The sequence below is a fragment of the Pleurocapsa sp. PCC 7319 genome (assembly GCF_000332195.1).
Classification (GTDB): domain Bacteria; phylum Cyanobacteriota; class Cyanobacteriia; order Cyanobacteriales; family Xenococcaceae; genus Waterburya.
The window spans coordinates 5,338,679-5,360,934 of sequence record NZ_KB235922.1 but is presented as its reverse complement, the minus strand read 5'-3'; the positions used below and the strand labels follow the sequence as shown (position 1 = coordinate 5,360,934).

Here is a 22,256-nt window from a genome sequence, read left to right as displayed (position 1 = left end):
ATAAATGTTCTATTAAAATATTTTAAAAATTACTAATAACATTTAAATTGAACACAAAATCCTTGAGTTAATTAGTTGGACTCTTTTCAATTACAACAGTCCAAAAAGTAATTTATACGCACCTAAAAAGTTTTCTTATTACAGACGAAATACACTTATAATAAGTTTTTAAAATACTAACAAAAGAACATAATAATCCAAGTAATGTTGATATTTATATTAGAAAATTATGGTAAGTCTATTCAGAGACAACAGAATCGTGAGGATATTCTTGCAAAAGAATAGCTTAATAGGGAGAGTAACTTTTTTATGACGCTCGCTTCCTCAAATCAATATCTTGATGCTTTACTATTGAGCTAGTTGTAGATTTTGATCTAACTACACCATCAATTGCGGAGAGAAGTATCCAGCCAATAGTATTCACTCTCAGATCGAAAATAGTAACATCTGATAAATTGAAAAGAGTGCAACAGCCAAAAGCAACTAAATAGCTAAAAAAGATCAGTCCTGAACTATTAAAAGGCTTCTTGATCAGTAAAAGCATTCCCTGAATCATGATCTTGCCAACGATTCCCAGAAGTAACAGTGTGGCAATAATTCCTGTTTCGGCACTCAACATCAAAATAAGACTGTGAGGATGTCCCAACCATAAATTCATTTTGGCTTTGTAAAGAGGTGTAAAATTCCTTAAACCCCAACCAAACAAGGGACGCTCTTTGATTAAATCCCAGCAGAATTGCCATTGAGTAAGACGAAGAGTTTCCACTGGGCGATCGGGATACATTTGATCTGAAAGTCTTGCCCAAAAAAAAGCAGGAATAACTTTTCTTAATTGTTCTCCTCCTAAATGAGGGGCAAATGATGCCCAGAGAATTGTACTAGCTAAACCAGCAACTCCCCCAACTAGCCATCCCCAACCCATATATAGGGCATAAGCTAGAAAACTAATCAGAGCCAGTCCCCAAGCGTTACGAGAACTAGTAAGTATTAGACCACTAATATCTGACAGTAAAATCAGTGACAGTAGCAGTAAAGTCCAGGTCTGTGTTGAAGACCGTTGATTTCGCCAAGTTCGCCAGGTATCTAACCATAAACCTAAAGCTAAAGTAAAGGCGATCGCCAAATAAATAGCCAGAAAATTAGTATAGTTAAATACTGAGGACATTCTTCCTTCAGGTATTCCTTGAGGTTCAAGCTGCCAACCCAAAATAGACTCTAGTAATGGAGGAGTATCCCAAGCAGCAAATATTTGACCGAAACCAAGCATTACAACAGGCAAAGAAGGAAGTATTAAACACCAAGAGAGCTGTCTCAGTTGTCGAGGGTGTTGGATCAGGATCTTTAAAGCAATAAAAAGCAGGAAAAAAGGTAAGAAATTAGCTAAACCCAACCAAGCCTCTTGGGGATATTCGGCTAAAGCTGAACTAATCAAGAATAATACAGCAACAATTGCTAAACACCAGTTGAAATGGTTTTTAATTATTTGCTCAAAGCGACATTGCCAGACTCTAATTAAAACCACAAATAATCCTATTGCACCCATCGCGGGAAAGAGAGGCAAAATCAGCACGCTAACTAAAAAACATGACCATGCCCAAAGTAAATTTTGTCGGTGTTGATATTGGTGTTGATTACTGATAAAAACTTTCCTCGGATATTAAATCTAAATCTCAACAAGTCGATCTAGACTAAATTTAACCACAAAAAAAGTAGAGAACTATAAGCAAAATACTTCTCTACTCAACAATTCAGATTTAAAATCTCTTAAAACTTCTTATACCAAATTGAATAGCTTTGACTACACATTGATCGTAAGGGCGCATTGCCATGCGCCCCTACACAAACGATCTGTTGTCTTTTAAATTTAAAACGGTATTAATTCTTACTTTCGCACAAGCGTTATCTATGAAAGCTATAAGCTCTAAGCCTTAAGCTCTAAAGTTTACTTAAGTAAATGGTTTATCTTTTAAGCTTTTAGCCTTTAGCTCTAAAGCCGAGAAGATTAGTTTTCGTGCTTACTAAGAGCTAAGGGTTTAAGACCCACGCTAAAAATCTTGGATTTTAGCGGTACATTATTCAGTGATGGGTTACAATCCCAAGTGCCTGTCATCTGGGGAAACCCCAGATGTTTATAAGGCACGCCCACTGAATATCAATAACGATGCCAACAGATAAACCAAGCTAAAAGCTAAGAGCTAACGGCTAATAGCTATTGAAAGCTTATAGCTAAAGCGAAGCCTTTTACTACAAAGATTACGGTAGATCTTGTAACCCATTATCGGGAGTATTGGAAACTTGTCTTTGTAAATCAACATAAGACTGGTTATATTGAATAATCGAAGATAGTAAACTGCCACGAGCAGTGGTTAATTGAGTTTGGGCATCAATTACATCAGTTTGGGTTCCTACTCCAGCCTGAAAACGTAATCTTGCCAACCGTAAACTTTCCTCTGCTAGCTCAACTTCCTTAGTTGCTGTGCTAATATTCCTTTTGTTAGCTTGTAAGCCAAAAAAAGCTTGCTCGACTGCAAAACGAATCTGGTTACGCTGATCGGCAAATTGAGTTTCTGCACTTTCAATATCCTTCTCTGCCTGTTCCGCACTGGCACGAGCTGCACCACCATCAAACAGTCTCCATTGTAAGTTTACACCTACACTGTACTGATCGTTAATATCAAAATCATCCTGAAAATCATCATTTAGGTCATAACTAGCAGTAGCATTTACTCTTGGTCTAATCTGTGACAAGGCAATTGTGCGCTGTTCGTTGCCAATTTCTCTTTGTAGCAACAATTGTTCTAGTTCAGCCCGATTTTTAAATGCTTGTACAATAGTTTCTGGTAAAGGCATTTCCCACGTACCAGCTTCTTCAACCGCATCCGCTGTAGCAAGTTCGGCATTATGAGAAACACTTAAAGTTTCTGCTAGTTGTCTTCTAGCGATGTTCTGATTCGCCTCCGCAGTACTGAGTCTTTGTCTTGCTTGGGCTAATTCTACTTCAGCTCTTAAAACATCAAATCTGGTTCCCAAACCCGCTTGTTCTAATAATTGCGCATCCTTGAGGGTTTGTAATGCATCTTCTACTGCTGCTTCCTCAATTTTGACCTGAGCATCACTATCCTGCAAATCGTAATAATCACTGGCAGTCTCAAAGCGAGTCTGTTCGACAATTGTTTCTAAATCCAATTCAGTCGAGCGAAGCTGTTTTTCGGCTGTGCGAATTGAAGCACCTCTGTTACCACCATCGTAAATATTATAGTCTAGGGTTACACCGGTAGTAAAAGTAAAGCTGTCAGAGTTGGAATTTGTAAATTGATCTTCCGCTGCCGACCTCGCTTCTTCTTCTGATAAGCCTGGGGTAGCTTCTAGCAAATCTTCTTCCCTCTCATCGATATTTTGCTCAATTATGCTATCGAGAAAAGCATCGTTACTATAGCTAAGTCCACTATTGAAATCGAGAGTTGGAAAAAGTGCTGCTCTGGCAACTCTTAATCCAGCTTCTGCACGCTCGACTTGCGTTCTTGCGTCTTCTATGTCTTTATTATTTTTCAGTGATAACTCAATCGCCTGTTCTAAGCTAATCAGTTTTTGATTGTCAACCTGAACCTCATCTCCCTGAGTTGGAAACGATAGAGGATTACCACTAGGGTTAAGTGTTTCTGGATTGGTAATCGGCTGTTGAGCTGGTTTAATAATATCTTCTGTAGGGTCTCCTGACTGAGCAACTTGCACAGATGAAAGACTATCTTGAGAAAAATCAGATGATTGGCGATACTGCTTTTCATCTCTGATTGTTAAAGGTAATTTTGCTGCAGATGCAGATATAGATGCAGCAGATATAAATTTTGAGGTTTTGTTTTTTTCTAGTTTTAAATTATTTATTATGTCTGATTTATCTGAGGTTTGATTAGCATTGGTACTAGAATAAGCTAAATTTTGCGCTAACGCTAAAGTAGCATTGCTAAGTAATACAGCTGTACTTATACTGACAGCTTTAACAAATTGATTCTTCTTACCCACTCCTCACTCCTTTTCTGTTTAGGCTATTTTCGGATTATTGAGTTATACAGACTAATTGTATACTCGCCATTGTGGCTCTAACATCAGTTTTGTCAACTCTCATTACAGCTAAATTGCTAATGTGCGAAGAGAGTATGGCGAAACCGTTTAATTTAGAACTTCTGAAGGGAATCCTCCGCTTCTATCCTAGAAGATTGGCTTGCTTGCTCTTAAATCAAATTTCCAGGCGCAGTTGCAGATATTGGCTTTGAGTATTGTTAGTGACAGGCTGATGAGAATTAAGAGCTTTATTTTCTGACCAAAATAAAGAATTACCAGGTAATTGACGATCAATATTTAACCAATGAGCAAATACTTGTTCTCGTAAATCTTCTGGGGGCAAAATTTTATATACTCTAACTCTCTTCTTATTTTGGCTTTCGTAACGGATACACTTAATTTTGCAGCCAATTTTATCTAACAAACGACTTACTATAGTGATCGGACTAAAGTTTTTGGCAATTCCAATCCCTAAAATAGTTTTAATTTCTCGACGATTATTATGAGCGATCGCTGCTAATGACTGTAAATCTAGATCGGTATTGCGCAAATGCCTAGCTGTATTTTGTAATAATATCGGAATCCCCATAATTTCTAAAGTACCGACTAAAGCTCCTAGCTGAGAACTATTAAAATCAGGCAAAAATAAACTGCCATCTCCCTGTTCAATTAGTTTGCGGGCTACTTTGGCATCTCGATCTGCTAGATAAGGACGACCAATAGTCAGAAAATAATGTAAGCGAATTTTTTGATACCAACCATCATCATCGAGAGCAACTAATTCAGGTGTAATTGGCAGATGATAGCGTTGTTGCAGTTCATATCTACGAAGTTTACGACGATCGCTGAGGGATTTGATCAGCCGTTTTTTGAGATTTTGGTACTGTTTCTGATCGAGACTTTCTGAATTAGCGATCGCCTTACATTCGGCTAAATAATTTTGACTACTAATTTCACTAATTACAGCCAATAAACAACTATCAGTCTTTAGCTCTGTTCTAAGTCCTGGCTGAATTTCTGGTTGTTTGAATTTGACTTTAGCTGCATCAAGGATCTGATGACCTTCGGCTTTTAATCCCGCCAAAATAGACTGACGATAATCAATTGCTCCAGCATTAAAACGCACCGCCATCTTAGCCCAACATAATAAAGATTCTGCTTGAAAACCTGTATCTAAATCATCTAAATAAGCAAAATCTGACTGCTGCAAAAGACGAATATTTAGCTGGGTGAAACGCTGATTAGAACTAAGTAAGGCGGGAATAGAAGTGGAGCCATTACCAATTTTATTAAAGCTATAGTTAGCACACCAAAGATGTCGAGGAACATTATCTCTAAGACGAGCCAATGTTTGCCTAACAGCGTTTTCTCCTTGAATCCCCTGAGCGATCGCCCAGACAGAAGTAAAATGATCTTTGAGTTCTATGGATATTCCCGTCTCAATGGAAGGGCTTGCCAATACTAGATCATACTGGAGTAGAATCTGTTCTAAGTTCGTGATACAACGATAGGCAGGATGATGGGGATCAGTTAAAGATTCTGAATCAATACGCAGAATGCGTTTTTGGGGAAATTTCTGCTGTAGATAAGTCTCTAGAGTTTGGGTACTCCACTTGCTAGTCAGTTTTTGGGCTGAAAGACAAACAAAGGGTTTTCCTCCTTGTTGAATGTGAGTTTCGAGATTTTTTACCAGCTTTTTTGGGGTTTTACCAGAATAATTATAAACCTGCCAACACAACTGGCGATCGCTTTGCCAGACATTCTTGATAATATAAGGCTCCAGATTAATCCCCGACAAAGAAATCAAGTAATCTAGAGCAATATCACTTAAGTCAGCATCGGCTACGAACACTTGCCCCTGTTGCCCAATGACATTCTGCATCAGATTTTTAAATGACTTGAGAATCTCAACCCGACGTTCTTTGCAGGTACTAGAATTGAGACTATGCCACAGTACTTGTTCTACTTCGTCGATAATGACTAAACTATTGGACCATTCCGCAGGATTAAACTTTGCTTGGGAAGAACTGTGGAGGGAATCAATACAGAGACCATAACCCAAATTGGCAGTATGGGGTTGCTGGTTTAATTCTGTAACGTAGTTGAGTCCAAATCTTTGACATAATTCTTTTACTAGCTGTACTCGATGACCAATCACCAAAACTTTTTGTCTACGGGCGATCGCTTGAGCAACTATTTTAGAGAGAGATTCAGTTTTACCTGAACCTTTGGGGGACTTGATACCGATTAACTTGGTTGCTGGGGGGATATCTAACTCTGGTAAATAACGACTATTTACTTCTATCTGAGTCGGATAAGTTAAATTAGTCCAAGATTTAGCTTTCCAAGTTTCTAAACCCAGTGCACGCTCATAAGCCTGAAAAAAAGATTCCTGACCCTGATTGGCAATCAAGTCATCTACCCCTTTACCGAGTCGACTATTCCAAGTCACTACTCTGACCTGGCACCCCGCTTTTTGTAACAGATAACCTGTTTTTTTGATAGCAGCATTAACTGCTTTAATAGTTTTGGGTTTGGAGTCTTGATCAAAAACTATGTATATATCGCGTTTAGGACTAGCTAGTTTGGCTAACTGAGGAATTAAGTGAGACTTGCCGATCCGTTTGCCGTTATCATCTTTGGGAGTACGATAACCGTTATTAATACCAGGCAGAGCGACCGCTCCATAACCAGCAGATAATAATGCACCTGCCTTTTTCGCACCTTCGGTAATACAAAGAGGAACTTCAGCATGATTGCTCATCCATTCCCAAAAGCCCAAGTCAGCCCGATGTGGCTTAATATCTGCTTCGGTTAGGCTAACTCCGGCTCTATCAGCAATTTTTTGCCAAAGATGACGAGGCACTTTTAGAGCAAATAAACCTGTCGATGTCTTAGGGGGATGCTCATACTTGATTAATTTGTGGCAATTATCTTGACTACGGGGATATTCGGGTTTAAAACAGCCCCAGATATCTTCTTCTCCACTGAGAACATCTATTCCAGAACACCACCAACCACCAGCATCCGTATGGGCATAACGTTGAAGAAATCTTTCACTAATTCTGCCATCATTTCTTCTCGGTATAGAATTTGAATATAGTAAATATTCGGCGGGGGAAGTTCCTTGGAGGGAAACCACATTTAAGTGGGTTAACTTTTCATCAACACCGCTTGCTTTCCATTCCAATAGATAATCCATCTCTTCTAATTCTTTGCTCCAGGAGGATTTGTATCATAACACTATATATAGCGTATGCAAGTAAAATATTATGCAAAGCCACACTATATATTTGACTCCTCACCGCCCTAAAGAGTCGGTGATTCTGGTTTTTAGTTTTTAGTTTTGTCTTACGAAGTTTGCTCAAGCGGGGGAACCCCGCCACCGCAACTTCGCGCTAGTTTTTAGTTCAAATTGACTACTAATTACTAATTACTAATTACTAAAAGAAGTCTTCCTAGAAGAAAGAGGCTTTAAACCCAGAACGATGGTAAAGAGTGAGATTGTATATATTTGTTAAGTCAGAATTTAGAGGTAGTCGTTTACAATTTATTGAGTAAAAATTTTGATGACAGACACAGATTTTCGGTAATCAAAGATAAATGTTTATTTAACTAAAACTGTGAAACCTTATCATCAAATTAAAATCGAAGAGTGCGGTGAGCCTCTGATTGCCATCCCTTTAGACAATTTTTCCGTCGAGTTACCACATCCTTACGTGAGGCTAGGAGCAGAATACGGTGAGAAATCACCATACTGCTTACGTCAAGGAGTTATCAAGACCTTACTGGAAGCACAATTTTTACTAGAAAAACGACACCCAAACTGGAAAATCAAAATCTATGATGCCTATCGTCCTGTTGGGGTACAACAGTTTATGGTTAATTACACATTTGACTCTTTAGTCAAAAACCTGAACATCAAGGAGCGACAGTTATCGGCTCAACAACGTCAAGATTTATGGGGACAGGTTTATCAGCTTTGGGCGGCACCTAGTCTCGACAAAAATATGCCTCCTCCTCATAGTACAGGAGCAGCAGTAGATGTCACAATTGTTGATGAACAGGGTAAAACCTTGGATATGGGGGGAGACATTGATGAGCTTTCTGAGCGATCGCAACCGGACTATTATTTGAGCGATCCCGATGAATCGAGACAACAATATCATTTTCATCGTCAACTACTCAATCGAGTTATGACTAATGCTGGTTTTTGTAGACATCCTGGCGAGTGGTGGCATTTTTCTGTTGGTGATCAAATGTGGGCTTGGCTTTATAATTTAAAAAACTCTTCTCATACAGCGATCGCTCGCTATGGTAGAGTTTGATTTATCACTATAAATAGCCTCTAAAATTAGTTGTTACTCATCATTAATCACTTAATACTTTGCAATTTGATTGAGAATATTTTTGTGAATTTATTTGATTAAGCATTAACTTTATCTGTCTGTTTGGAGTAGATCCAGAGTGCATGAATAATCCCTGGAACAATGCCCAAGAACGTTAAGATAACGTTGATTATGAAAGCTGAACCAAAACCAACAGTTAGAAAAACTCCTAATGGAGGCAGCAAAATACTGGCAATAAGTTGTAGAAGCTTCATAGTATTTTAGTCAGAATTTATACGGCTTGTATTCAAATATTTAGAATTACAAATATTGTAGAATTAGTCTTCAATTATCCGATATAAAGTTAATAGTTATTATTAATTTATCACCAAGAAAATATTAAAAAAATCTATCTTTGTAACATGAATAGCAAAACAGAAGCTAAAAAATATTGCTCAAATCCGAAAATTGGCTAACCTAAATTAAACGATAATTACAGCAGAGAATTAGGAGAAAATAACAATGCTAGGAACACTTTTAACCTTATTAGCCACTGCTTTGAGTCTTTTGGTAGTTGATATTATTTTTTCTGGAGTCGATTTAGCCAACTTTCCGGCTGCAATGCTCGCAGCGTTAGTTATTGGTATTGTCAACAGTGGCGTTAGACCTATCTTATCGATATTATCTTTACCGCTTAATATTTTAACTTTGGGTGGGTTTACCTTGGTTATCAATGGTTTATGTTTTTGGCTAGCTTCTTTATTCGTTCCAGGATTTCATGTCACTGGTTTAATTGCTTTTTTAGTAGCTCCTGTAGTTCTGTCAATAGCAAACACCTTGATTGGTAACTACTTTGCCGAAAAATTTCCTGATTTAACTGATAACTAAGTAACTGAATCTTAGTTAAATTTTAAGCTGAACTTGATTAACTTATTGTATGATAACCGTTATCATAGATTAATTAAGGGCGCGTGGCTCAGGGGATAGAGCAACAGATTCCGGTTCTGTAGGTCGCAGGTTCAAATCCTGCCGCGCTCGTTAGATAGAAGTAATATAGGGCAGATGTTTCGGAGTTTCTAAGCTACTGAGACATCTGCCCTTTTTAGTAGTTGTTACAAGTTTGTACCAACTTTTTTATACCTGATTCACGAATTTCGCTAATGTCAGTATTTAATTTGAAATTAGTATTCATTTAAAACAGTAGGGCTGTCTTACAAGAATGCGATCGCTAACAAATTAAATTCAGAATTTTACTCTATTTACTAAAGCCCTTCTGACTTCGGTGAACTTCTAAATTGGGGTTTTGATAAACTAATATCAGTCCTAATACAAATATTTAGTGACTTCTCCCGACGTTCGCCTATCGGCAGAACGCGGGCTTCTGAAAACCTCGTAAGATAGTCAGAACTTCCTTTAAGGTACTATTAGTTACAGAGTTGATTGTAACCCGATTCCCCTTACGGCGTTTTATAGTGGGGAACAAGCCCAGCCCCACTCTCTTGATATTGATACCAGCGTTAATGTCGCGGTCAATCAAAAGCTTGAATTCTTCATCCCAATACTCTCGAATGCTGCTATCAGTAAAGACAAATTCATCTTTATAACTGAGTAGCTGTGAGGTATAGGCAGGATTCACTTCTTGAACCAAAGCACCAGCTTTTTCGGCTTTGTACTTTAGTATGTTGAAAAATTGAGCAAAAGCAGCATCAGTCCAACTTAATGCCAATCCGCTTTTAGCTGACTGACCATTAGGTACATAATGCCCATTGCCATCTGATTTAGGTTGATTACGTTTCATCAACCCTTTTAGGTTTAACTTCTCATGGAAAAAAACTTTTTTGCCAGTAGCAAGTAGTGCATTAGCCGTATTGTATGCATGGTCTTTTCTGGCTCTAGCTATTGAGGAGTGTAGCTTTGCTTCTTTTTTGGCTAGTTTACGTCTGGCTTTACTACCTTTTTTAAAGAGCATTTTTGCGCCTTGAAACTTTAGCTAATTTAGATTTAGATATACGTAGTGATTTTAAACTTGGTAGCTTAACACCCTCAGATGTAGCCAAATAATCCGACTTATGAAGTACCGCATCCATACCCAGGGTATTATCCCAAGTTGGAATAATATCTGGTTCGTAATCTGGAATACTGTTGTCTAATAATCTTAAATTTATATACCAGCCATCAGCTTTTTTGATTACTTGAACTGACTTTAATTTCGCTCCATTAGGTATTGGTCTGTGATGGCGAATATTAACTACACCAATTTTAGGCAAGACAATATATAGCCATTTACCGCCAACAGAACAAGAGTGAAGTTTTGCACCCTCAAACACCATAGACTTGAAACGAGCTGTATTTTTAAACCGAGGTCTACCACTACGTTTCTTGTTTTTGTCTCCAGATATATAACGAGCAAAAGCCTTTTTAACTCTGTCACATACTTCTTGTAAAGTTTGTGATGGTACAGAGGAAAAATCAAGTAATTCACCACTCCAGCCAATAACAAGTAAATCTTTCTTGATTACTGGCAGTTGCTTTTTCTGCCCGTAAAACTCAGGTTTGTCCTTTAATTCTGGTAGATGACAAATTAAAGGGCATCTATCAGTGTAGCTACGATTTCTTTCCCACCAATCAAACCTTTCACCTAATTGGTGGTTATACCAATAACGACAGATACGAAACCAGTTATTGAGTACTAGCTTTTGCTCCGTATTCGGTCTTAGTCGGTATTGGTAGTTGTAAATCAAGTCAATGTGTTTAAATAAGAATACATTGATTGTAACACAAGAATAATGAAAAATGATTTTGTATCAAGTGCTAGGTCGATATCAGACATGAAAGCCCATTTGGTGCTGACAACTAAATACAGGCGAAAAGTATTGACCAGTGCAATGATTGACCGATTAAAAGAGGTAGTGATTGACTTGTGCAGTAAATGGGATTGTAAAGCAATTGAATTTAACGGGGAAGAGAATCACATTCATTTGCTTTTTCAGTACTACCCTCAAATGGAGATAAGTAAGTTTGTTGGTAATCTTAAATCTGTTACAAGTAGAAAATTGAGACAAGAATTTTCTATTGAAATTAATAGTTTTTACCAGAAAAAAGTTCTTTGGAATGAATCTTATTTCATTGCTTCATGTGGTGGAGTTACAATATCAACATTAAAGAAATATATTCAAAACCAGAATACGCCTAGTTAGTGCCAGCCCGTGCTGTCATCCCGACGTTCGTTCCTACATCCTTGGGAGCACAAAGGACTTGTCCGCATGTACGCGGGGCTTCTCGCACGGACGGCTAAAATCTAAATTTACAGCTAATCACCTCCGTAAATTCAGTTAAAATTGCTTTTATCCCTTCGTAAAGACAGGATTTATATCGAAAACAAAATATATATGTGGAATAATCTTCAGAAACTTTCCGTTATTTCTTCCTTTCTCCCTAACCAGGGTAACAATAGTACAAAAGAATTAAAGGTTGCTTCCTCTAAACCATCAAGTACAGCTTTTATTGAGATGCGTGACTTGAGCAAAAATTTTATGGAAGGGAATAATACTCGACTGGTCTTAAATCAAGTTCGGGCAACTTTTAATCAAGGAGAATTTATTGTTCTTCTGGGTCAAAGTGGTAGTGGCAAAAGCACTCTCTTGAACTTGTTAAGTGGCATCGAAAAACCGACAACTGGAACAGTATTAATTAACGGAGCGGCAGTTAATGAGATGAGCGAACGGGATTGCACTCTGTTTCGACGCGATCGCATTGGCTTTGTTTTTCAATTTTTTAATCTGATTCCGACGCTAACAGTTTTGGAAAATGTCACTCTTCCCCAGGAGTTAGCTGGTAAAAATATTCAGTCAATAGAAAAGCAAGCTTTAACCCTATTAGAGCAAGTTGGCCTAGAAGATCGCGCTCATGCTTTTCCCGACAAACTATCTGGTGGTCAGCAGCAACGAGTGGCGATCGCTAGAGCTTTAGTTCATAATCCGATGCTGGTCTTAGCGGATGAACCGACAGGCAATCTCGATGAAGAAACGGGAGAACGAGTTTTAAAACTCTTGTTAGCTCTCACCCAAAATAGAAACAAGACTTTGATTATGGCGACTCATAACCCAGAAATAGCTAAACTAGCAGATCGCGTGTTACGAGTCCACGAAGGGCATCTAGAAGAAAACCCGGTTGATTTCCCGAACAGGGAGGTGACGGCTTGATATCTAATGAACCTCTTTGGAGACTAGCTTGGCGGAGAATGCGCCGTCGACCATTTCAATATATCCTCTTTATTCTAGGTATTGCTCTGGGCGTAGCGATGATCGTCTCCATTGACTTAGCCAATGGTTCGGCGCAGAGAGCTTTTGAATTGTCTACCGATGCGATTTCTGGACGTACTACCCATCGCATTGTTTCTGTGGCACCGACTGGCGTAGAAGAATCTATATACCGTCGGCTTGAGCGGAAAATTGGCTACTCTCCCGCAGCCCCAGTAGTAGAAGGTTATGTATCTGCTCAAGAATTGGGAGAACAAACTCTACAGCTAGTAGGAGTCGATCTTTTTGCCGAAAAACCATTTCGCAGTTATTTTAACGACGATAGCGGTGAGGGCACAGAAGCTTTAAGCGCATTTCTCACCGAACCAAATACCGTAATCCTGTCGCAAAATTTAGGTCAACAATATGGAGTAAAAGCAGGAGATTACATAACTCTCAATATATCTGGTCAGGAGCAAAAGGCTCGTGTAGTAGGGACGATCCAACCAGCCAATAATTTAACTAGGGATGCTCTGGATAGTTTATTGTTTACGGATATTGCCTCCGCGCAAGAAATTTTAGGCAAAATCGGTTACTTGAGTCATATCGATCTGATTGCTCAAAACGAAGCAGATTTAGCACCCATTAAATCTATCTTGCCCCCAGGAGTAAAGCTAGAATCGGCAGAAATACAAAAAAATGCCGTTCAGCAAATGACTGCTGCTTTTAAGCTCAATCTAACTGCCTTAAGTTTATTAGCTTTGGTAGTAGGGATGTTCTTAATCTATAACACCGTTACTTTTAGTGTGGTGCAAAGAAGACCGCTATTTGGCATTCTGCGATGTATAGGAGCAACCCCAGGACAACTATTTACCCTGATTTTGGGAGAAGCGATCGCCCTAAGTATTCTAGGTTCATTTTTAGGTCTTGGTTTGGGGGTTTTGCTTGGTCATGGCGTGGTTGGCTTAATCACTCAAAGTATTAATGACTTTTATTTTGTGGTTAGTGTTCGGCAAATATCTATTGCGCCTTCTACCTTGGTCAAAGGTGTAGTTATTGGTATTGCTGCTGCTATTGTGGCTTCTTTAATTCCTGCTTTAGAGGCAATGCAAACATCCCCCCAAAGCACTTTACAAAGGTCTAACTTAGAGGTCAAGGTTCAGAAAATTTTACCCTGGCTAGTTTTAGCTTCTGCTAGTTTAACCATACTCGCAATTAGTCTGCTAGCTATGAGAGGTGGGGGGCTAATCGTTGCTTTTACTGGATTGTTCGCTATTTTATTAGCAGCAGCTTTGTTAACCGTACCCTTGACTGACTGGTTAATGCAGGGATTAACGCCGATAACTAGTGGCTTATTTGGCGTGCTAGGCAAGCTTGCCCCCAGAACTATTTCTCGCTCTTTAAGTCGTACCTCAGTAGCGATCGCGGCTTTGATGGTTGCCGTTTCGGTGATTGTCGGTGTTTCTATTATGGTTGGCTCTTTTCGGGGAACAGTGGTGCAATGGCTAGACCAAACTTTGCAAGCAGATATTTTTGTGACTCCCCCGACTACTACTGCTAATCGAGTTTTTGGTCGTTTAGACTCTGAAGCGATCGCTGAAATCAAACGTTGGTCAGGACTGGAAGATGTGGTTACTTATAATGAAACTGATATTGTTGTCGAAGAATATAACCGCACCGTCAAATTGATTTCTGCTGGTGGTGATGTATCCCACGGTCAACGCCCATATGCCTGGATTAGAGACAATGTAAGCAATCCTTGGTCGCAGATGGAAGAGGAAGGAGGGGTAATTATCTCTGAAGCTTTGATGCTTAAAGAAAATTTAGACGACCCCCCTGAAACTATTACCTTGGAGACAACTTTAGGTACGCGGAGTTTTCCTGTTGTCGCCGTGTTCTACGATTATTCTTCTGACCAAGGAACAATCTTAATTGATGATGACCTGTTTATTGAGCTTTGGCAGGATGATAGTGTTGCTTCCCTAGGACTGTTTGTGCAACCTGGACAATCAGTAGAAGCAATAGTCTCTGAATTAAAAACTCATTTTCGAGGTAGACAGGATTTGTTCATTCAATCCAATCAAAATCTAAGATCTGGTTCTCTCGAAATATTTGATCGCACTTTTGCCATTACGAGTGCCTTGCGTCTGCTAGCAATAATAGTCGCTTTTATTGGCGTTCTTAGTGCTTTGATGAGTCTCCAGTTAGAGAAGACTAGAGAATTAGGTATTTTAAGAGCTACAGGAATGACCCCTAGTCAACTATGGCGGTTAACACTCCTAGAAACAGGCTTGATGGGAAGTGTGGCAGGAGTCCTCGCTATGCCTTTAGGCTATGCTCTGGCATGGATTTTAATCTATGTGATTAATGTGCGTTCCTTTGGTTGGACTTTACAAATGCAACTACAACCTAGTTATTTTTGGCAGTCTTTAATTGTCGCAGTAGTAGCAGGTTTATTAGCAGGAATCTATCCAGCATGGCGTTTAGGAAATATGGTAGTTGCTACGGCAATTCGAGAGGAATAGTAGGAAGATATATCTGTACGCTAAAATAGCCCTATCTTAATTCCATAGATGATTCTATGACTTCACTCACATTGAATCTTTCGTCCCTAGTCGATAAAATTAGCGATCGCGATTTAGAGATGCTTTCTCGTGACAATCCTGATGCTCGATTGGAAACTAATTCAGAAGGACAATTAATTTTTATGTCTCCTACTGGTAGTGAAACTGGCGATCGTAATTTAGAACTTGCTTTTCAAATTAAACTTTGGAATAAGCAAAACAAACTGGGAAAAGTTTTTGATTCTTCCACTGGGTTTAAGCTATCTAATAATGCTGTTCGTTCTCCTGATGTTAGCTGGGTAACTTTAGACAAATGGAACAGTTTAACCAAACAACAACGAAGAAAATTTGCACCTATCGATCCTGATTTTGTTCTTGAACTTATGAGTCCTAGCGACGATCTCGATGATTTGCAAAACAAAATGAGAGAATATATGAACTGTGGAGTCAAGTTAGGTTGGTTGATTAATCCCGATGATAAACAAGTAGAAATTTACCGTCAGGGGAAAAACAAAGAAGTACTAGAGAATCCTTTAACCCTATCTGGCGAAGATATTATGCCTGGATTAATTGTAGATTTATCCGAAATCTTTGATTGAGAGAAAGCGCGCCTTAGTCAAGCCTGCCACTACGCGATCGCACTTTTCTATGGATTTGGATAAAAAGCGATCGCACTTAGGTTGTCAGCAGATCAGAGTAATAAGGTAATGATAAACAATAAACATCAATTTTTGTTTGCTGATATTCTGCAAAAAGGGTTGGGAAGAGCTTTTAAATACGTAAAGCAAAATAATGGCGGTCGCAATTTTAATATCTAGAGCTATAAGCTTACAGAGATTTTACTAAACTCTTGGTGAACAAATCATCCCCAAAAAGTAGTTACGAATAACATGAAAAGATTATCGATTCTAGCTTTTTTACTAATTGTATTAGCGGGTCTTATTTTCACTCTCTTACCGCAACCCCAAGTAACAGCTACAGGTAAAGCAACTGTTTCCTGGTTGCAACCAGAGTCTTCTGAGTCTGAAAATACTTTTAGCCGAGTATATGAACCTCAAGAAATGATATTTCCCAGAGATTTAGGCTCTCATGAAGATTATCAAACAGAGTGGTGGTACTATACTGGCAACTTGGAGACTGCATCGGGTCGTCCCTTTGGTTTTCAATTAACCATTTTTCGGCGAGCTTTAACACCTGAAACAGCAAGTTTGACTAGCGATCGCTCGTCGAATTGGCGCAGCAATCAAGTTTACTTTGCTCACTTCACTATCAGTGATATTGATCGGCAATCCTTCTACCAAAAAGAGCGTTTTAGCCGAGGAGGAATGGGATTAGCAGGGGCGCAAGCAAGTCCCTATCAGGTCTGGTTAGAAGATTGGTCAGCTACTGAGTTAGCACCAGGACAGGTACAATTAGTCGCGAAAACCGATGAAGTTGCCTTAGACCTGACACTCCAGGAAACATTACCACCAATCCTCCAGGGCGATCGCGGATATAGCGTTAAAGGGCAAGAGCCAGGCAATGCCTCAATCTACTATTCTATTATTCAACAACAAACTAAGGGAACTATTACTATTGCTGATGAAATCTTTGACGTAACAGGTCTTACTTGGAAAGATCATGAATATTCTACTAGTAGTCTCAGCCCTGGAACTGTTGGTTGGGACTGGTTTTCTCTCCAGTTTGATCGAGGTACAGCCCTGATGTTGTATGTGCTAAGGAAAGAAGATGGGACTATTTCCCCTACCTCTGGTGGAACTTTTATTTCTGCTGATGGTACAGTCCAACCTTTAACTTCTCAGGATTGGCAGTTACAAATATTAGACACTTGGAAAAGCCCTACTAGCCAAGGAGAATATCCTTCTAAATGGCAGTTGTCAATTCCCAAACTAGATTTGACCTTAACAGGGAAGCCTTTGATGGCAAATCAAGAACTAAACTTATCTACCACCTATTGGGAAGGAGCAGTTGAGTTTCAGGGACGACAACAGGAAAAACCTGTCCAAGCGAAAGGTTACGTGGAAATGACAGGCTATACCCAAGGTCTGGATACAGTTCTTTAGAACTATTTGCCTTGCTTTTATGGGACTAATGCCGATTTTATCGTTAATTAACCTGAGTTCGGAATAAGAAAATTTATCGGTGGGGCTAGCTATTAGCCATTAGCCATTAGCTTTTAAGAAATTTTAAATTGAGCCAAAGTTCTAAAATTACCTCAAAAAACTATTTTTTAAATCTCCCCATTCGTAAGGGATACAGCTTAAACCGAATTGACGGTAATTAATACCACGTTTTTCTATAACTCCGAACTCCCATTACTTATACCAATTTTCAAAAGTAACAAGAGAGAGCGAAGAATTAATTGTGAGTAATAAAAACATGAAACTCTTATTTCCCCTACACCCTAAACCCTATCCCCTAACCCCTCCTATTACCGAAGTCTTTGGATATTTACGAGAAATGGTATTAGACTTTTTCTAGCTGCATCGGTAAGCCATGTTTAGGGCGAGTATTAAAACTAAAATAAGGTACTAGCTGATAATCTGGCGCAGTAGTCAAACGATATTGTTGCAGAATGGTTGCCAAATTGATCCGCATTTGAGTCATCGCAAAGGCTTGACCCAGGCAAATGCGGGGTCCTCCACCAAATGGCAAGTAAGCAAATTTGGGAATTTGGCTACGGACTTTGACTTCAAAGCGATCAGGATTAAAAGCAAGAGGGTCGGCAAAAATGTCGGCACGGCGATGCAGTGTCCAGGGAGATATCAAAATAAAGGAATTTTTGGGAATTGAACGGTCTGCCCAGGCAACATTAGTTGTACTTTGCCTGGCAAAAACAGTATTAACGGGAAGTAACCGCATAGATTCTTTTAATACACATTCTAGATAAGGCATCTGGGCGAGATCATCGAGAGTAATTGGTCGGTTGCCAATTACTTGCTCGATTTCTGCTCTTAAGCGGGCTTCTACCGATGGATGTTTATGAATTAAATAGAGAGTAAAAGCTAAGGAATTACCAGTTACTTCATAACCAGCAGCAAATAGGTTACTCACCTCGTTGCGTACCTGTTGGTCAGTAATCAGTCCAGTTTCATCAGCAGCTTGTGCGTTCAGAATCATTGCGAGGATGTCAGTATAAGTACCTTTTGCTGCTCGACGTTCGGCGATTAGAGAGTTAAAGAATTTATATCCTTGGTTCAGGTAACGTTTTAATTCAAGTGTTACAGGTAAGGGCAACCAAGCAGGTACAGGTATTCCAGAAATTCTCTCGTTGAATAGCTCAGTAAATCTGACCAAAACTTTTCCTTCTGCTTTACCGCGCAAGTCTACTCCGAAAAATGCTTGGGTAGTAATGCCCATAGTCAGATCCATCATCGCTTGGCAAATTTCAATGGTTTGTCCTGGTTCCCACCGATCTACCATTTCCCTACTAGCTTGGATCATAATCTGGCTATGGTTTTTAATCTGTTGAGATTGAAAGGCTGGCTGCAAAGTTTGACGCAGTACTTCCCATAATTTTCCATCGGTAGTAAAGATATTTTCACCGAACAGTCCCTTGGCAGCGTACTTGACTGGGAAGGGTTTATGGAAACAATCAGCTTTTACTACCAATATCTGGCGAATGTCATCTGGGTGATTGAGGTAATATCCCCGAGCCATAAACAACGGAATTTTGAGACAATCTCCCTGCTGAGCCAATGCCTCAAGATATTCAATCATATTCTGGCGCATAGCGCGAGCGTGACCTAACTGAGGTTGTTTGGCAGTAACAATAACCATAGGTGAGAATGCGATCTATACTACTTCTCTATCATTTCATTATCACTAACAATCTACTGTATAAACCCAATCTTGATACTTTGGCTCTTTATTTTCGGTAATCGCTGTGAGCTTTTGTTTGATTGTTTCAGTGATTGGTCTATTGGTCGATAAATGGTAACTCTCGATTTGTTTGACAGGAGTCACTTTAGCTGCTGTACCACTTAAAAACACTTCGTCGGCAATTAACAATTCAGTTTTATCGATCGCTCTTTCTTCAGTGGCAATGTCCATATCTCTGGCAATAGTTAAAACACTATCTCTAGTGATTCCCTCTAAAATATCTTGATTGAATCCAGGAGTAATTAATTTCCCATTTCTGACTATAAAAATATTCATGCCCGAAGCTTCACAGACTTTCCCCTGAGAGTTCATTAAAATTGCTTCATCAAATCCCGATTCTACGGCTTCAGTCTTAGCTAAAGAAGAAGTAATATATGCCCCACTAATTTTGCCCCGTAAGGGCAAGCTACGGTCTTCCTGACGATACCAGGAACTAATACGACAGCTAATTCCTTCCGGGGGTAGATAATCCCCCAATTCTAAGCCGTAGATAAAAAAGTCTTTGGCAATTTTGTGTAGTCGGGGAGCAATACCCAAATCGGAAGTGTAGACAAAGGGTCGGATATAAAAAGATTTATTGGGCTTATTTTTCTGGACAAAATCAAGAATCACCTGCTGAATTTTATCGGCAGGTAGATCGTAATTTAGCAGCTTGGCACTATCGCTCAATCTCTGACAATGGCGATCGAGTCTGAATAACAATATTTGATTTGGATTTTCGGGGTTAGGAATCCCTCTCATTCCGCCAAAAGCACCTGTCCCGTAGTGAAGGGCATGGGTAGCAATGGAAATATTTGCTTGCTCAAAAGGGACAAACTGATTTTTAAAATAGGCGATTTCTAAAAAATTGTGCATAGCCACTGATTACTGATTACTGATTACTGATTGCGAGACACTTCGTTGGCGGGAGAACCCCGCTTAAAGAAAGTGTCGAGGGTACTGATTACTGACTACTTATCTCCAAGCCATCCCACTAAATTTTGCCGTTGCACCTCAGATAAATTATCTTTAATCACCACTTCGTATCGGCTAGGTTCGGGAGGAGCTAAGGTAATGGGAATAGTTTTTAATTCATCTTGATGAAAAACGGTAACTTGAATCCTATCATTTGCCTGATAATCTTTGAGTCGTTCATTTAAAGAATTAGCATTAACTCGAATACCGTCAATTGCTAAAAGTTCGTCATTAGGGTCAATGCCCCCTTTTGCTGCGGGAGATTCGGCAGCGACAAATTTAATTACTTCCTGGTTATTTTCTGACTGAACCCTGATGCCCAAATAAGGTAGTTCTGACTCGGTACAGGATTTTAAGTGTAGGCCAAACAGGTCTAGATAGTCATTAAAAGGTAATTCGTCAGTAGTTTCAATGTAGCGAGAGAAAAAATCATCTAAGTTTTCCTCGGCAACTTCGGCAAATACAGCTCTAAGTTGAGTTTCTGTAAAACCAATTTCGTCTTGCCCAAAACGTTGCCACATTAACTGCATCACATCATCTAGCGATCGCATATTATTATGCTTAGCTCGAATGAGTAAATCTAATAGCAACGAAACCAATTGTCCTTTCAGGTAATAAGAAATCTGATTGTTATCACTGTTGGCATCACGGCGATAGAGTTTAATCCAAGCATCATAACTGGATTCTCCTAAAGGTTGCACCTTGCGTCCGAAAGTATTGAGATATTTGGTAATATCTTTGCTCAGATTTTCTAAATAAGTTTTTCGATTATAAATCCCTGCTCTTAGGGGAATGAGAATGTCGTAGTAGCTAGTTGTTCCCTCACAAAACCAGAGGGAAGTAGTGTAGTTCTCTGCTTCGTAATCAAAATTTTCTAGTGCTTGAGGTCGAATTCGCTTGACATTCCAAAGGTGAAAAAATTCGTGAGCCACTAATTGCAGAAAACGATTATATTTCTCGCGATCACGAAATCCAAATCGAGGATAATTGAGAGTACAGCAGTCTTTATGTTCTAAACCACCATAACCACTGCCTGATAGGTGCAACAAAAATAAATATTGCTCGTAGGGTAAACCACCAAAAAGTTCCGCTTCTACTTCAATGATCTTGGTAGTATCGGCAATTATCTGTTGAGGATTGGCGTTTCCCTCCCCCCATATAGCTAGTGCATGAGGCTTATCTAATACCAGGAAATCGTATACTTTTTGTCTGCCAATTTCTACCGGAGTATCTACCAAAGTATCGAAGTCCCGAGCAATGAATGTATTTGCTTCGGCTTCTGCCGGGGGAAAAGTGGTGGTAACGTGCCAATCTGATTGGGGGGGGATAATTTTAATTTTTATTAGCTCTTTTTCCAACCCTGGAATAAAGAAAAATAAGGCTGCCCCATTAAAATAACCATGGGTAGCATCCAAATGATTAGTACGTACCGTCAATTCATGGGCAAAAATACGATAGCTAACTATTATTTCCGAACATTCCTCTGTTGCTACCTGCCAATGATTTTTACTAACTTTTCTGTCAGCTAAAATCTGCTTATTGCTATTCAGTGCCTGAAAATCTTGAACGTGCCTAGCATATTCTCTGACCAAATAAGAACCAGGAGTCCAAACTGGCATTTTTAAATCTAATGTTGCAAAGTGCCAATTTGTTATTTGTAACTTAACTTCAAACAAATGAGAAGCAGGTTGAGACATGGCAACCTGGTAAGACAAGGTTGTCATTTTGCTGTTTGGTTGTGACTTGCGAGTAGCAGTGACTTCAGTCATTAAGCTTCCAGATGATCTACAAAATCAACTTTAAATATCGGCGCGAATTTATATTCTATCCGTATCTTGTTGATTGCCCAAATGATAGATGAAATAAAGGGCTTCGCCCTAGCTATCAGCTATTAGCTATTAGCTATTAGCTTCAATAACTAATAACCTAAGTAAGACTTCTAGCGCAATGGTTAATAGTCTCCAATCTAAAATCTAAATCAAGATCTAAACTTCACAAGTTACGTAACTGTGATATATATATTAAGTATTGTGAAATAAAAGCCAGATATTCGTAATATTTTCGGAGCAGTTATAGGATAACTTGCCGTTACTGCCGAAGATTCAATATTTACTTTTCCAGCTATGGATTTCATAGGTGGTAGGTTTTTATGCGCATTAAAGGAGTGTGATCTTCGACAATAAATTGTTCGCCAAGACCGTCGTCCATCAGCTCTCTCTAACAATATAATT

Annotated in this window: 14 protein-coding genes, 1 tRNA gene and 1 pseudogene; 8 read left to right on the top strand and 8 right to left on the bottom strand. The window is 39.1% G+C overall.

The genetic code is table 11. The features are described from left to right. Positions 1–307: 307 nt before the first annotated feature. The 3 genes from PLEUR7319_RS37000 to PLEUR7319_RS0128420 form a co-directional block, all read right to left on the bottom strand. Positions 308–1,570 carry an O-antigen ligase gene (locus tag PLEUR7319_RS37000; RefSeq protein ID WP_019508629.1) on the bottom strand — a complete coding sequence of 421 codons (1,263 nt, stop codon included), beginning with the start codon at positions 1,568–1,570 and terminating at the stop codon, positions 308–310. Positions 1,571–2,253: 683 nt separating this feature from the next. Further along, positions 2,254–4,020, bottom strand: coding sequence for a TolC family protein (locus PLEUR7319_RS0128425; RefSeq protein WP_019508628.1), 1,767 nt, complete (start codon positions 4,018–4,020; stop codon positions 2,254–2,256). A 214-nt stretch (positions 4,021–4,234) separates the two neighbouring features. Next, positions 4,235–7,261 (bottom strand): plasmid replication protein, CyRepA1 family, encoded by a 3,027-nt coding sequence (locus tag PLEUR7319_RS0128420; protein ID WP_019508627.1) that lies wholly within the window; start codon positions 7,259–7,261, stop codon positions 4,235–4,237. A 421-nt stretch (positions 7,262–7,682) separates the two neighbouring features. Between PLEUR7319_RS0128420 and PLEUR7319_RS0128415 the strand changes: the two genes are divergently transcribed. Next, positions 7,683–8,387, top strand: coding sequence for a M15 family metallopeptidase (locus PLEUR7319_RS0128415; protein ID WP_019508626.1), 705 nt, complete (start codon positions 7,683–7,685; stop codon positions 8,385–8,387). Positions 8,388–8,485: 98 nt separating this feature from the next. Here the strand turns inward: PLEUR7319_RS0128415 and PLEUR7319_RS39730 are convergent, their stop codons facing one another. Continuing rightward, on the bottom strand, positions 8,486–8,662 hold the full coding sequence (locus PLEUR7319_RS39730; protein ID WP_019508625.1) for a YqaE/Pmp3 family membrane protein: 177 nt from the start codon (positions 8,660–8,662) through the stop codon (positions 8,486–8,488). Positions 8,663–8,909: 247 nt separating this feature from the next. On the opposite strand from PLEUR7319_RS39730, the gene PLEUR7319_RS0128405 reads away from it, so the two are divergent. Further along, complete coding sequence (locus PLEUR7319_RS0128405) at positions 8,910–9,275, top strand: phage holin family protein (RefSeq protein WP_019508624.1); 366 nt, start codon at positions 8,910–8,912, stop codon at positions 9,273–9,275. A 77-nt stretch (positions 9,276–9,352) separates the two neighbouring features. After that, positions 9,353–9,425: transfer RNA gene (locus PLEUR7319_RS0128400), tRNA-Arg, on the top strand. A 322-nt stretch (positions 9,426–9,747) separates the two neighbouring features. Here PLEUR7319_RS0128400 and PLEUR7319_RS43710 read toward each other — a convergent pair. After that, positions 9,748–11,128 (bottom strand): annotated as a pseudogene (locus tag PLEUR7319_RS43710) (RNA-guided endonuclease InsQ/TnpB family protein). Positions 11,129–11,173: 45 nt separating this feature from the next. Between PLEUR7319_RS43710 and tnpA the strand changes: the two are divergent. The 5 genes from tnpA to PLEUR7319_RS0128365 all read left to right on the top strand — a co-directional run bounded on the left by tnpA (position 11,174) and on the right by PLEUR7319_RS0128365 (position 17,252). Further along, a complete protein-coding gene (tnpA, locus tag PLEUR7319_RS0128390; RefSeq protein ID WP_019508623.1) occupies positions 11,174–11,584 on the top strand; it encodes an IS200/IS605 family transposase in 411 nt (136 codons plus the stop codon). Positions 11,585–11,896: 312 nt separating this feature from the next. Then, positions 11,897–12,589 carry an ABC transporter ATP-binding protein gene (locus tag PLEUR7319_RS36990; protein WP_371265404.1) on the top strand — a complete coding sequence of 231 codons (693 nt, stop codon included), beginning with the start codon at positions 11,897–11,899 and terminating at the stop codon, positions 12,587–12,589. 38 nt (positions 12,590–12,627) lie between these two features. Beyond that, positions 12,628–15,150: an FtsX-like permease family protein gene (locus PLEUR7319_RS0128380; protein ID WP_019508621.1), complete on the top strand. Its 2,523-nt coding sequence runs from the start codon at positions 12,628–12,630 to the stop codon at positions 15,148–15,150. Positions 15,151–15,206: 56 nt separating this feature from the next. Then, the gene (locus tag PLEUR7319_RS0128375) at positions 15,207–15,788 is read left to right on the top strand and encodes a Uma2 family endonuclease (protein WP_019508620.1); all 582 of its coding nucleotides are present in this window, start codon (positions 15,207–15,209) and stop codon (positions 15,786–15,788) included. A 291-nt stretch (positions 15,789–16,079) separates the two neighbouring features. After that, positions 16,080–17,252 (top strand): lipocalin-like domain-containing protein, encoded by a 1,173-nt coding sequence (locus tag PLEUR7319_RS0128365; protein WP_019508618.1) that lies wholly within the window; start codon positions 16,080–16,082, stop codon positions 17,250–17,252. 403 nt (positions 17,253–17,655) lie between these two features. Here PLEUR7319_RS0128365 and PLEUR7319_RS0128360 read toward each other — a convergent pair whose 3' ends face one another. The 3 genes from PLEUR7319_RS0128360 to PLEUR7319_RS0128350 form a co-directional block, all read right to left on the bottom strand. Then, entirely contained in the window at positions 17,656–18,969 is a 1,314-nt protein-coding gene (locus PLEUR7319_RS0128360; protein WP_019508616.1) for a cytochrome P450, read from the bottom strand. A 45-nt stretch (positions 18,970–19,014) separates the two neighbouring features. Continuing rightward, complete coding sequence (locus PLEUR7319_RS0128355) at positions 19,015–19,926, bottom strand: branched-chain amino acid transaminase (RefSeq protein ID WP_019508615.1); 912 nt, start codon at positions 19,924–19,926, stop codon at positions 19,015–19,017. A 95-nt stretch (positions 19,927–20,021) separates the two neighbouring features. Next, a complete protein-coding gene (locus PLEUR7319_RS0128350; protein WP_019508614.1) occupies positions 20,022–21,794 on the bottom strand; it encodes a M61 family metallopeptidase in 1,773 nt (590 codons plus the stop codon). Positions 21,795–22,256 lie beyond the last annotated feature (462 nt).

Bases quoted from the DNA above. Each gene is read 5' to 3' on its own strand.
- PLEUR7319_RS0128420 (WP_019508627.1), bottom strand. From the start codon at position 7,261: ATGGATTATCTATTGGAATGGAAAGCAAGCGGTGTTGATGAAAAGTTA.
- PLEUR7319_RS39730 (WP_019508625.1), bottom strand. From the start codon at position 8,662: ATGAAGCTTCTACAACTTATTGCCAGTATTTTGCTGCCTCCATTAGGA.
- PLEUR7319_RS0128405 (WP_019508624.1), top strand. From the start codon at position 8,910: ATGCTAGGAACACTTTTAACCTTATTAGCCACTGCTTTGAGTCTTTTG.
- tnpA (WP_019508623.1), top strand. From the start codon at position 11,174: ATGAAAAATGATTTTGTATCAAGTGCTAGGTCGATATCAGACATGAAA.
- PLEUR7319_RS36990 (WP_371265404.1), top strand. From the start codon at position 11,897: ATGCGTGACTTGAGCAAAAATTTTATGGAAGGGAATAATACTCGACTG.
- PLEUR7319_RS0128380 (WP_019508621.1), top strand. From the start codon at position 12,628: ATGCGCCGTCGACCATTTCAATATATCCTCTTTATTCTAGGTATTGCT.
- PLEUR7319_RS0128375 (WP_019508620.1), top strand. From the start codon at position 15,207: ATGACTTCACTCACATTGAATCTTTCGTCCCTAGTCGATAAAATTAGC.
- PLEUR7319_RS0128365 (WP_019508618.1), top strand. From the start codon at position 16,080: ATGAAAAGATTATCGATTCTAGCTTTTTTACTAATTGTATTAGCGGGT.
- PLEUR7319_RS0128360 (WP_019508616.1), bottom strand. From the start codon at position 18,969: ATGGTTATTGTTACTGCCAAACAACCTCAGTTAGGTCACGCTCGCGCT.
- PLEUR7319_RS0128355 (WP_019508615.1), bottom strand. From the start codon at position 19,926: ATGCACAATTTTTTAGAAATCGCCTATTTTAAAAATCAGTTTGTCCCT.
- PLEUR7319_RS0128350 (WP_019508614.1), bottom strand. From the start codon at position 21,794: ATGACTGAAGTCACTGCTACTCGCAAGTCACAACCAAACAGCAAAATG.